11 protein-coding genes are annotated in these 11,324 nt (G+C 67.8%); 10 read left to right on the top strand and 1 reads right to left on the bottom strand.

The features are described 5' to 3' along the window. The first annotated feature begins 202 nt into the window (after positions 1-202). The 10 genes from ACIQZO_RS19585 to ACIQZO_RS19540 all read left to right on the top strand — a co-directional run bounded on the left by ACIQZO_RS19585 (position 203) and on the right by ACIQZO_RS19540 (position 9,804). Positions 203-430, top strand: a complete 228-nt coding sequence (locus ACIQZO_RS19585; RefSeq protein WP_403627623.1) for a GNAT family N-acetyltransferase — start codon at positions 203-205, stop codon at positions 428-430. A gap of 44 nt (positions 431-474) precedes the next feature. Next, on the top strand, positions 475-2,835 hold the full coding sequence (fxlM, locus tag ACIQZO_RS19580; protein WP_403627621.1) for a methyltransferase, FxLD system: 2,361 nt from the start codon (positions 475-477) through the stop codon (positions 2,833-2,835). Next, positions 2,832-3,698 carry a hypothetical protein gene (locus tag ACIQZO_RS19575; RefSeq protein WP_403627619.1) on the top strand — a complete coding sequence of 289 codons (867 nt, stop codon included), beginning with the start codon at positions 2,832-2,834 and terminating at the stop codon, positions 3,696-3,698. Before fxlM ends, ACIQZO_RS19575 begins: the two co-directional genes overlap by 4 nt. A gap of 92 nt (positions 3,699-3,790) precedes the next feature. Continuing rightward, on the top strand, positions 3,791-4,954 hold the full coding sequence (locus ACIQZO_RS19570; protein ID WP_403627617.1) for a bifunctional class I SAM-dependent methyltransferase/NUDIX hydrolase: 1,164 nt from the start codon (positions 3,791-3,793) through the stop codon (positions 4,952-4,954). Positions 4,955-5,031: 77 nt separating this feature from the next. After that, positions 5,032-5,820 (top strand): PIG-L deacetylase family protein, encoded by a 789-nt coding sequence (locus tag ACIQZO_RS19565; RefSeq protein WP_403627615.1) that lies wholly within the window; start codon positions 5,032-5,034, stop codon positions 5,818-5,820. Beyond that, entirely contained in the window at positions 5,799-5,969 is a 171-nt protein-coding gene (locus ACIQZO_RS19560) for a hypothetical protein (RefSeq protein ID WP_403627613.1), read from the top strand. The genes ACIQZO_RS19565 and ACIQZO_RS19560 overlap by 22 nt, the downstream gene beginning before the upstream one ends. 71 nt (positions 5,970-6,040) lie before the next feature. Further along, the gene (locus ACIQZO_RS19555; RefSeq protein WP_403627612.1) at positions 6,041-6,238 is read left to right on the top strand and encodes a DUF397 domain-containing protein; all 198 of its coding nucleotides are present in this window, start codon (positions 6,041-6,043) and stop codon (positions 6,236-6,238) included. A gap of 894 nt (positions 6,239-7,132) precedes the next feature. Beyond that, positions 7,133-7,585, top strand: a complete 453-nt coding sequence (locus tag ACIQZO_RS19550) for a hypothetical protein (protein WP_403627610.1) — start codon at positions 7,133-7,135, stop codon at positions 7,583-7,585. A 140-nt stretch (positions 7,586-7,725) separates the two neighbouring features. Beyond that, a complete protein-coding gene (locus ACIQZO_RS19545) occupies positions 7,726-9,003 on the top strand; it encodes an MAB_1171c family putative transporter (protein WP_403627608.1) in 1,278 nt (425 codons plus the stop codon). A 171-nt stretch (positions 9,004-9,174) separates the two neighbouring features. Beyond that, complete coding sequence (locus ACIQZO_RS19540; RefSeq protein WP_403627607.1) at positions 9,175-9,804, top strand: HAD-IA family hydrolase; 630 nt, start codon at positions 9,175-9,177, stop codon at positions 9,802-9,804. 266 nt (positions 9,805-10,070) lie between these two features. Here the strand turns inward: ACIQZO_RS19540 and ACIQZO_RS19535 are convergent, their stop codons facing one another. Next, positions 10,071-10,943: a helix-turn-helix domain-containing protein gene (locus tag ACIQZO_RS19535; protein WP_403627605.1), complete on the bottom strand. Its 873-nt coding sequence runs from the start codon at positions 10,941-10,943 to the stop codon at positions 10,071-10,073. Positions 10,944-11,324 lie beyond the last annotated feature (381 nt).

Here is an 11,324-nt window from a genome sequence, read left to right as displayed (position 1 = left end):
TCTCCGCTCGGATACTCATCGTGTCCTCCCCTGGATGCACAGTGGCTCGGAATCTGCCGCGACGAGCCCGCTGTTCGCCTCCAGCACGGCGGCGACGCACGGGCCTACGCCGTCGACGGCCCCGACGGGCGCCTGGTCACCTGCGCGCTCGTGCTCGTCCGCGCGGTGCTCCCCGCGCCGAAGTACCCCCGCGGGGCTCGCGGTGAGGACCCACGCGGTAGCCGCCGAGACCGTCCACCGGCGCCGCGGCCACGCACGCGCCGCCCTCGCCGCACTCCTGGACCACCTGGAGCAGGACGGCGTCACCCTCTACGAGCTCTACGCCAGCGAAGGATCAGCCGCCCTGTACGCGGGGCTCGGTTTCGCCAGCGACCCGGCACTGATGCGCATGACCCGATTCCCCCAGCAGCCCGCGCAGGGCTTGGCGTGAACGCCGTCCCCTTCACCGATACCGATCCTTCGAGGAGCAGCAGCGTGGCATACGTCAGCGAGCAGGAGTGGGCACGGCACTACGCGGACGGGAAGGACTTCCGCCCGCTCGGCGACGGCGAACAGGCGCTGCTCGCCGGGCAGGTCCCGGTGCCGAAGGGCGGTGGGCGTGCCCTCGATGTCGGGTCCGGGACGGGCCAGCTCGCCGCTTTCCTCGCGTCGCTCGGGTACACGGTGGACGCCTGCGACTTCGCCGACAGCGCGATCGACCGCGCCCGCCAGGAACACCCGGACACGGAGGGGGTGCGCTGGATGCGGCTGGACATCGAGAACGACGACCCGGGCGAACTCCACCCGGAGGGATACGACCTGATCACCCTGCGCCTGGTCGTGCCGTTCCTGCCCTCGCGCAGCCGTGTCCTGCACGCGCTCGGTGAGCGGCTGCGTCCCGGCGGGGCGCTCGTGGTCATCACGCCCACCGCCGAGGGGAGTGCCCCGGAGCGGCGGGACGTCACCCTCGACGAGAACGAGCTCCGGCAGATCACCGACGCTTGGGAGCTGGTCGAGCGCTTCGACGCGGACGGGCTCACCGTCCTGGTCCTGCGGGGTCCGTGCCACACGGACACCACGGCAGTCGAGAAGGGGTCCCCCACCGGCCACGCCCTGACGGGTGCCCTCGCCATCGTCACCGACCCGGCCGGCCGAGTCCTGATCGGCAGGTCCACCCGCGGCATGTGGGAGGTCCCCGGGGGAAAGACGAGCGGGCCGGAGGATTTCGCGGCGGCCGCCGTCCGGGAGCTCGCCGAGGAGACCGGAGTGGTCGCAGCCCAGCAGGACGCCTATGTGGTGACGATGCTCGTCGATGACAGCCACGGCGTGCCCCGCCTCACCGCCGTCGTCCGGATCACCGCCTTCTCGGGCACCCTCACCAACCCCGAGGAGCGGCTGTTCGAACGGTGGGAGTTCCATGATCTGCACGCTCTGGCCTGCATCGGCCCCCTCTTCACGCCGGCCGCCCAGGCCTTGGCCGCGATCTGGCCCGGGATCATCCCCGGCCTGCCCCCCATCCACACCTACCCGCTCGCCGCCACCCACCCGCCGGTATCGGGCGAACCAGCGGAAGCCGTACGGCTGCGCCACGCGATGGCCGAGAAGGTAATCGCCGGAGACTGGGCGCCCTCCGTACCCGTCCAGGAGGCGCTGCGCGCTGTTCCCCGGCACCGGTTCGCGCCGGAGAAGGACTTGAAGACCGCGTACGACGACGACCTGGCCGTCGACACCCGCCGTGATGAATCCGGGCGCGCGACGAGCTCGGTGTCCGCGGCGTGGCTGCAGGCCGACATGATCGAGGGCCTTCGCCTCGAAGCAGGCGCGACCGTGTGGGAGGCGGGCTCCGGCGGATACAACGCCGAGCTGGCCGCGCATGCGGTCGGCCCGGGCGGACGGGTGGTGACAAGCGATATCGACGCGTACGTCGTGGCCCGGACCCGCCGGTTCCTCGCGGAGGCCGGCAGCGGGCGCGTCAGCGTCTTCCACGGCGACGCCGCCCTCGGGCTCCCGTCCCATCTCGTGCCGCGCGGCGGGTTCGACGCGATCGTGATCACGTACAACTGCTGGGACATCGCGGCGGCGTGGCGTGAGCAGTTGGCCCAGGGCGGGCGGCTCGTACTGCCGCTGGAGATCGGCGGCTACACCCGGGCGATCACCTTCCGGCGTGAAGGCGACGTCCTGGTGGCGGAAAAGTTCACGCATTGCGGGTTCGTTGCCGCCCAGGGCGCGCACGCCCGCAGCACCCCGGTCGTCGGGCTGCTGGACGGTGTGGTGCAGGTCCGCTTCGAGGACGGCCAGCCTCAGGGCCTCGACGGGCTGGAGGTGGCGCTGCGCGGCCCGCGGCACGAGGTCGCTACCGGGGTGACCATGGGCCCCAACTTCTACTTCGGCAGTCTGCAGCTGTTCGCAGCTACGACGGTTCCCGGTTTCTGCCGCCTGGCCGTCGCCGAAGGCATGGACACCTCCATCGTCCAGATCGCGTCCGGTTCCGATGCGCCGGCGCTCTTGGAGGAGGGCTCGCTCGCCTACCTCAAGCACGTCAAGACCCGGTCGGACGCGGCCCAGGAGTGGGAGTGGATGGTGCACGCATTCGGCGAGCGGGGACCGGCTCTCGCCCAGCGTCTGGCGGACACCGTGAGGACCTGGGACCACAACGTGCGCGGCGCCGAAGGCCAGGCCGCCGACCCGGTCGTGACCGTGCACGCGGCCGGCACTCCCGATCACCGCCTGCCCGCCGGAGACGTCGTCGACAAAGAGCGTTGCCGTCTGGTCGTGCAATGGCCCGGACGCGACGCGCTGCTCCCCGCCCCCGCCGCGACATCCGCCTCCCGCATCACGGCCGGGAAGAGCCTGTGACCGTCGAACCCGTACGGCCGGACGCCGTGTTCACCGCCCCGGTCAGCCACGAGGACCGCTCGCGGATGCGGCACGCCCACACGGCAGCGGCAAGGACGCTCCAGGTCAACCCGTCCGGGACGGACGTATGGGGCTGGCAGGGCCGCACCCTCGGGCGCCGGGCCGAAACCTCCTGGCTGCGCGTCGTCTCCGCCCCCGTCGAGAAGCAGGGCGGCCGGTTGTGGGAGGGCACAGCGCACGCCGACGCCCTGGTCCCCCGGTCCGTGCCAAGGCCCCGCCTGCGGGGGCTTGTGGACTGGACGAGCGGACCGTACGCCTACCGCGCCGAGCTCACCGAGTACGTCCCCGTGCCTCCGGTCACCAGCGGCACCCCCGCCCTCGACCGCGACACCTTCCTTCCCGACAGCTGGTGGACGCAGCTGCGCACCGCCCTGGAGACCCTCGCGGTGGTGGAGACCGACCGGGAGTCCGTACGGCAGAAATGGGTCGACAACAACTTCCGCCGCTTCCTCGGCATCGACCCCATCCAGATCCGCGACTACACGACCGGACACGCTGACCTGCACTGGGCCAACCTCACCCATCCCCCGCTGGTCTGCCTCGACTGGGAAAACTGGGGCCGCCTGCCAGTCGGTTACGACTGCGGCCTTCTCTTCGCGTACAGCCTCGCCGCGCCGGCGACCGCGGCGCGGCTCCGGCAGGAGTTCGCCGCCATCCTCGACACCCCCGCCGGCCGGGCCGGGGAGCTCGTCGCCCTCGGCCAGCTCCTCCAAGCCTGCAGCAGAGGCGTCCACCCCCACCTCGCCCCGCTGATCGCCCGGCACGCCGAGCACCTCACCGGCGTCCCCGTCCCCGCGCACTGACCCGCCCAGGCACGGCGGCGCCCTCCGCCGCCTCCGGGCGCGGCCCGCTGCCACGCTGCCCTCTGACCAACCTCAGGATGCTGGAGTAGCCCATGACGGATATCTCGTCGCACAACCTGGCCGTCTGGTCGACGTACGGCGCCCATCAGATCAGCAGGGGCATCGAGTTGCCCGAGCTGGATCCATGGGCCTGGGACATCCCCGACGCGGGCCCGGGCATCGAAGTCCTCGGCGACGTACGGGGGCTTCGTGTGCTCGACCTGGGCAGCGGCCTCGGCCGGCACGCCGCCCGCGTGGCCGCACACGGAGCCCAGGTCACCGCCATCGACTCCTCCCCCACCCAGCACCAGCGCGCCGTCGACCGCTACCCCGACACCCTCGGTCTCCATCTGGTCTGCGCCGACGCCGTGGACCACCTGCACCACGCCGCCCCCTACGACCTCGTCTACTCGGTCAGCGGCGTCCCCTTCACTGACCCGCGCCGCCTCCTGCCCGCCCTGGCCAACGCGATCCGGCCCGGCGGCCGCCTGGTCTTCTCCGCGCTGCACACCACCTCCGCCGGCGCCGGCCCCTCAAGCGAAGCCGTCGCAAGGACCGAAGCACTCCGGCTGCCCGGCACCACCGAAGACCACCCCACCCACATGTGGGTCCTGGGGACCTCGCTGTGGGAGGACCTTCTCGGCGAGCACAGCCTCATCCTGGACTCGGTCACCACCATCGACTCCCCACAGCCCGACAACAGGGCCTCCTACCGGCTGTACTGCGCCCACCGCCCGAAGCGGGTACCGAGCCGCCCCCGCACCAGCGCCCCGCCCACACCGACCGCGGCACTGGGAGTCGGCGTGATCGTGCACGGCCCGCAAGGCGTCCTGCTCGGGCTCCACCGCAACGGTGCTCATGAGCTGCCCGGCGGAACCGTCGAGGCGGGCGAAACCCTGGCCGAAGCCGCTATCCGCGAGCTCTACGAAGAAGCCGGCCTCGTGGCCGAACCCGGTGCCGTGCAGGTGCTCGGCACGCTCATCGACCAAGTGGGCGGCGTCGTCCGCGTCACGGTGCCGGTCCTCATCACCGACTGGTCCGGCACCCCACACCAGCGCGAAGAGGCACTCGGATCCTGGCGCTTCTGGCCCCTGAACGCCTTGCCCCAGCCGCTGTTCGTGCCGAACTCCCAGGCTCTGACCGCCTGGAACCCGGACCTGCCCCTCGACCATCCGGCGGCCTGCTTCCAGCCGTACACCATCCCCGGCCGCGCGTGACCCGCAACCACACCCCCTCCGACCAGGAAGGCACCATCCCCGTGACCTCACCATCTCCTGCCCCCCAGCCCTCCCTCATGGCAGTGGTCGCACACCCCGACGACGAAGGGCTTCTCGCCGGCGGCGTCCTGGCGCAGTACGCCGCCGCGGGAGCGGCGATCGCCGTGGTCACCGCCACCTGGGCCCCCGATAGTCACCGGGCCGCCGAGCTCGCCGACGCGCTCGCGATCCTGGGGGCCGGGAAGCCGCGGATGCTGGGCTACGCCGACGCCCGCGTCCCGCAGTCCGCGCCCGGGCGACCCCGCCTCCTCGACGCACCCCTCGATGAGGTCGTCGGGCTCCTCGTCGCCCACATCCGAGCACTGAGGCCGGACAGCATCATCACGCACGACCAGTACGGCCAGCTGACGGGACACCCCGACCATCTGCACACCCACCGCGCGACCCTGCTCGCCGTGCAGGCCGCCGGCCTGCCCCATCTGTACCCCGACGCGGGCGAGCCCTGGACACCAAGTGCCCTGTTCCTGGCAACGCACCCGAAGTCAAGCCTCGGCGAACTCGGACCGCTCCTCACGCGCGTCGGCAAAGCAGTCCACTGCGCGCCCGACGAGCAGATCACCGCACGCCTCGATGTCAGCGCCGTGCTGGCCACGAAGTGGGCGGCGATCTGCGCGCACCGAAGCCAGACTGAAGGTCAGCGTGCCCTACCCGCGCTGCTTGCCAGCGTCTCCGACGACGTGCGGCACCGGATCCTGGCCACGGAGTGGTACACCCGCCTGGAGACCCGGCCCGCGCCCGGCCCCGTCCTGGACACCCTCGGACCACAGCCATCCAACCCCGACGTGTGGACCAACAGCGGCACGTAGGACGTTCCCAGCACCAACACCTGGACGCCGACGCCACGGGCGCGCGCTACCTGCCCGATCTCATGTCCGGGCTACTACAGCGCGGCTCGTACGCACGGCAGGTGATCAACGCGACGGCCATGCCCCGCAGCGAAGGCGCCTTCGAGTAGATCGTCGCCAACGCGCTCTCACCCGACGAGTCACGCGGCCTCATCAAAACCATCCTGGAGGAACAGCGCACATGAACGCCTCAGCCCTTGCCGGCACCCCCTGGTTCAAGTCCTCGTTCAGCGCTGGCGAGCAGGACTGCGTGGAAGTCGCACCGACCCCTGGCAAGGTGTACGTCCGCGACTCGAAGCACAAGCAGGGCCCCGTTCTCGAACTCTCCCGCGCAGGGTTCGCCGGCCTCGTCACCCTCGCCGCTACACGTCGAGCCTAAGCCGGGCTGAGGGCGGGCATGCCCGCTTCGCTGACCGCTGGCGGAAGCACGGTCGCCCACGCAAGCGAGCCCGGCGCCAGAGACAAGGCCTGGGGCTCCTCGGAAGTTGGCCCCCGTGGGCTGAACGCAGCGACCCTCCGGGGGAACACATTGCCCGCCCCGGACCTGGCCGACCGGTTCTACCGCGAGCGGCGGGCCGATGTGGAGAACCGGGGCCGTGGCGTTGTTGCTCCTGTCGAAGATCGTGGGCCCTCGCGTGTGCGAGGACAACCCCCGGCTGGCGCCGGCACCCCAGGAAGCTGCACGATGCGCGAACGATCTTCAGCCGTGACTCTGCGCCTCAGGCGTCGGAGGTTCCGCTGGGGCGGGGTGGGCGACTCCTTCGCCCGCATCGAAGCGGCTCACGGCGAGGGCGGGGAAACCGTAGCCCGGACTGGCGGATCTGCCGTAGATGGACGCCCTGAAGATGGCTTCACCTACGGACCGCGACTGCCATTCACACAAGACCAAAGAACCCGGCCTGCATTTTCGCACAAATTGGATCAAGAACACTTGGCGATTCGATCTTGCTATCCAAGAGAGATCCACTCCGCTTAGGTGACCTTCACAACACGTTCAACCCGTAGCGCCCACTAATTCCCCTTGTAAGATCAGACACGGCAGGATGCGCCTCCGGCACCCGCACCCCCGCAAGTGCGAGCCTCTGGCTGCTAGCGCCCCATGCGCGTGAATCGAGATCGGGGCTCGAAAGCGGACACCTTGGTGCACTTCTAGGGAGTGACTATGCGTTGGCGTCGGAATAGCTCTCGACGCTCTCTCGTGAAAGAATGCGAGAGGCTACTCGCTGATCTTCCAGTTCCAGCTCCCTTTAGCGTCGAGGCGCTCGTTCGAAACATGGAACGCGCACTGGGTCGTCAGATTCGCCTAGTACCACTCGACGACCCTGACGGTGGCCTGGGTACGGCATGCGGCCTTCGGGTCAAGGCGCCGGAATTTACTATCGTTCTGTACCGGCGCCGCTCAAGTCGAAATCAGACCGAGCACATCATCCTCCATGAACTCGCACACGAGTGGCTCAACCACGGCACTACCCTGACGGCTGCCGAGATCAAGCGATACGTGCCGGAACACATCCGCGAGGAAGTCGTTCGCCGTTTCCCCACGACCTTGGTACAGGGCCGCGTGAACTTCGACAGTCCCGAGGAGAAGCAGGCAGAGCTTTCGGCGTCGCTGATCAAGAGGCTGGCACGCCGCCAGTCATCGATCGGCGGCGACGATATGGTCAGCCTCCTTGAGTCGTCACTCAGCCACCCCGTCGCTGCACCGCCGCGCCGACACCGCCCATAAGCGCTCGGTGATCACAGGGCATTAATTCTCGGCTTTGTGATGGCCGCCACGCATCCCTCCCACCGTCAATCGCGGCTGTGACTGACCAGCCTTCTGAGGCTGGCGCACGTCCAGCCGGCCCGTAGATATGCGTTGGTTACGTGCTAGATTTCTTCAAATACCTAACTGCAGCAGTCATGACAATTATTGCCGTCTGGCGATTTCCGGCAGTTCGGTATGCTGATTCGCATCGCCGGGCACTCTGGGGCGGCTATGCCGGGTTCGCCGTAGCCCTTTGGCTCTACACCCCGGTAGTGATGCAGGCAGTGGAACGGATCCCCGTCATCGATCTGAGTGCCTTGCTCCGGCACTTCGCCAGCACGGCAGCCATCCTTGCAGCCTTGACGTACGTGGCGACCAGCTACGGGAAGAGCTCCGAGACCGTCGTACCTCGACACGTCGCAGTGTCACGCTGGATCGCTCGCGCATCCTATAGAACGGGTGCGATAGGCGTGATCTTGCTGACGATCCTGTTCTTCACCGTGGTGGACCGCGCCAAGCCGAGTCAGAGTTTCCTCATCGACCACGCTGGACAGTGGGGCGCCGCGGTCTACATGACCGTTTTCTATTTCTTCCCTCTGGTTACGACTGCAGTTTGCGGATACCAGTGGACAAGGGCGGCACGCCAGGCCGAGAGCACCAGCATGCGCGTCGGGCTGAGATTGATGGGTTTCTCCATGTGGATGGGCTTGGCCCACACCATGGCCCGTGTTGCCATCCTTTGGGTGGCGGTGGCTTTCCCCCTAAGCGCCTCCACGGTGAAGTTCCTCGTGGATGCGACGGCAGTATGGATGAACGTGCTGTTCCTGATCGTCGCAGCCGGCGCAAGCATCCCCACTACTCAGACAGCCACTGCACGCTGGAAAACGTGGCGCACCCTCTACAGGATCTATCCTCTCTGGTTCAGTCTGGTAGAGGCGTTTCCTGGCACCAGCCTCTATCCACCAGGGTCTCGTCTCGCAGAGCTCGTCCACATGCGCGTCCCCGGGGATGTGCGACTCGATCGCTGGACACAGGACATTGCTGACGCCTGCGAAAAGCTTCGGTACTACGCGCCGGAGGAACTGCTATTCGCCGCAGAGGATAAAACTGTCTCGCATGCCGACCCAGAGCCAGCCGCAGAGGCGTACTGGATTAAAGCCGCTCTGCAAGTTGCAGCAACAGGAAAATCCCACAGGTTCGCCACTTCCCCCTTCAACCCGAAACCATTCGTCGATACGGACAGCGAAGCAGCCTGGCTAACGCGAGTAGGTGTCGCCTATTCTCAAATATCAACAGCCCAGGCTCGAACTCTCCTAGAGCACTCGACGCAGGCAGAATCCGGGTTCAACTCAGTAACCGATCTTGAGCGCGGCGCCGTTAGTGACATTCGGCACTGACTACCGCATGGACGCGGCTGGTACCGTGGAAGGCGCGGAATGTTCGGCCTCGCTCCGCCTCGCAAGTTTCCTGGACCGGGACGCGCAGATGCTGCCGTCGCCGTATGCAGCCAGGTCCGTAACGCTATCCCGTCTGGACAGCGCCCAAAGTCTCAGCAATGGAGTTCCCGCATGTCCAACCGCACCGGCCTCATCCTCGATTTCGGAGGCGTGCTCACCACTCCCCTGCTCCCTGTCGTGCTGGCCTTCGAGCAGCGCGAAGGGCTGCCCCAGGGTGCGTGCATCTCTGCGCTGTACCAGGACGAAGAGGGTGTCCGGGTCACCAGTGATCTGGAGCGAGGAGCGGTCAGTCAGTCCGAGTGGAACGAGATCGCGGGCAAGAAGCTGGGCGTGAGCCCCGATAACCTGATGGGCAGGATCTTCGGCGGCCTGCGGCCCGAACCGCTGCTCATCAACGCGGCCGCGGCCGCACGCCGCGCCGGGATCAAGGTAGGCATCCTTTCCAACAGCGTCGGCCTCTCGCCGTGGGACCTGTACGACGGCTACGAGCTGGAGACTCTCTACGACGCCGTGGTGATCTCCGAGCATTACAAGATGCGGAAGCCGGACTCGGCACTCTTCGAAGCCACCCTCAAGGCCATGGACCTGTCCGCCGAGCAGTGTGTGTTCGTCGACGACACCGAGGCGTACGTTAAGGCAGCAGAGAAGCTCGGCCTCGCAGGGGTGCACAACAGGGACCCGAAGCAGACGGTGGCAGAACTCTCGGACCTGCTCGGCGTGGACCTCACCTCCGGGCAGTAGTAGGCCGCCGGCACGCTCCGGCACACCAGGCATCGCGCCTTCGGCGGCCGAAGACGACTCGGCGAACAGTAGCGGGGCTACGGCGTTGCACCCATCGGTGCGGCGCCGTAGCCCCGTTCATCGTTGCTACCCGGGTGCCGACAAGCTCCACGCCTGCGCAGAACCAGCGGGCAATCCTGAGTGCGAAGGGCGCGAGCTCTTCACGGCCCAGCCGCCACCGCCGAGCTGTCACCCACGAACCCCGGCAGGTCTACGAGCGGGCCGCGTTACTCCTCGCCCGGGACGCCCGGCAACTTATCCCTCAGCTCCCCGACGAGATCGTTGATCGTGGCCATCATCTCGGGGGACAGACCCGTGCTGTTGCCTCGGGCGGTCAGGCCGAGGATCTGCCCTCGGTGAATCGAGCCGATGAATCGGAACGCCTCCCAGACCTGCAGGTCCTCGGCGCTGAGCTCGGCATCATCCTGGAACAGGACGGCGTCGACCTGGAGGGCGTGGGCAAGCCCAGCACGCACCACGTCGGAGGCTTCGGTCGTAGCACCCGTCCGAAGCGCGGTGATGTCTCCGACCGTGACGGTGGCCACACCTGCATGTTCGTTGACGGCGTGCGCGATGTCCTCGTCGGATGGAGCTTCCTGGCCCACGTACCCGTGCTGCAGGAGATAGTCGATCTTTTCCTTGATCGTCCTGGGTCCCGATGCCTGCTCAGCACTGGACGGAGCGCGGACACCGAAGGAGCGGTCCTGTGCGGCGAGCAGATCGCTTTCGGATACCCCGTAGGCCTTGGCGAGCGGTTCCACGTAGTCGTCGTTGAGCCTGCGACGTCCGGATTCAGCGTTGCCCACAGGTCCACGGCTGGCGTTGATGATCTCGGCGGCCTGGGCATGGCTGAGGCCGGCGTCGCAGCGTAGGAGCTGCAGATCCGGCAGCCCGTCATGGGGGAAGAGGTCATCGAGGGGGTGCTGCAGCGCCTTGGCGATCGCGGGCAGCTTCTCGCCCTTGGGGAAGTCCTGGCCGTTCTCCCATCGCGCGACAGCCGGACGACTGACGCCCACCATGTCGCCCAGCTGCTGCTGGCTAAGGTCCCTGCCCCGTCGGACAGCACGTATACGGCTGCCGTCGATCTGGCGTGGGGGCACGTGGTCTCCTGCGAGTGGCCTATGTGTGGGTGACGTCTAGAGCACTGTAATCGACTGCTTGATACATCCGCTCAACTAACGTACGTTCCTGTATCGCACCTAGTGATCGCGGAATGCCGCGTTCCTCTATGGTGCCAGCCCTTTCATCACGTGCGCCTCTCGGCTTCATCTCGAAGCGGGATCGGCGCTGGTCAGCGCGATGTCGTGACCTGTGAGGAGTTCTAGAGCGGTCTCTAGGTCTTTGGGCGGGTTCTGCGTATGTTCGTCGTCCCCAGCAGGCCACCAGGCCCGCCGGAGGACGTGGAGGGGGACTGGATGTACCAGGAACGGACCTTACGGGCTGGGTGAGCCCGGAAACAGCGACGGCGCCCGAGAGGACCT

The sequence above is a fragment of the Streptomyces sp. NPDC097617 genome, assembly GCF_044761485.1.
Lineage (GTDB): Bacteria > Actinomycetota > Actinomycetes > Streptomycetales > Streptomycetaceae > Streptomyces.
Note: the sequence above shows the minus strand (reverse complement) of the source record. Positions and strands in the feature narration are given on the sequence as shown.

What these genes read in the sequence shown, in the direction of transcription:
- ACIQZO_RS19555 (WP_403627612.1), top strand. Translation starts at nt 6,041, where the DNA reads ATGAACGCCTCAGCCCTTGCCGGCACCCCCTGGTTCAAGTCCTCGTTC.
- ACIQZO_RS19565 (WP_403627615.1), top strand. Translation starts at nt 5,032, where the DNA reads ATGGCAGTGGTCGCACACCCCGACGACGAAGGGCTTCTCGCCGGCGGC.
- ACIQZO_RS19550 (WP_403627610.1), top strand. Translation starts at nt 7,133, where the DNA reads ATGGAACGCGCACTGGGTCGTCAGATTCGCCTAGTACCACTCGACGAC.
- ACIQZO_RS19540 (WP_403627607.1), top strand. Translation starts at nt 9,175, where the DNA reads ATGTCCAACCGCACCGGCCTCATCCTCGATTTCGGAGGCGTGCTCACC.
- ACIQZO_RS19570 (WP_403627617.1), top strand. Translation starts at nt 3,791, where the DNA reads ATGACGGATATCTCGTCGCACAACCTGGCCGTCTGGTCGACGTACGGC.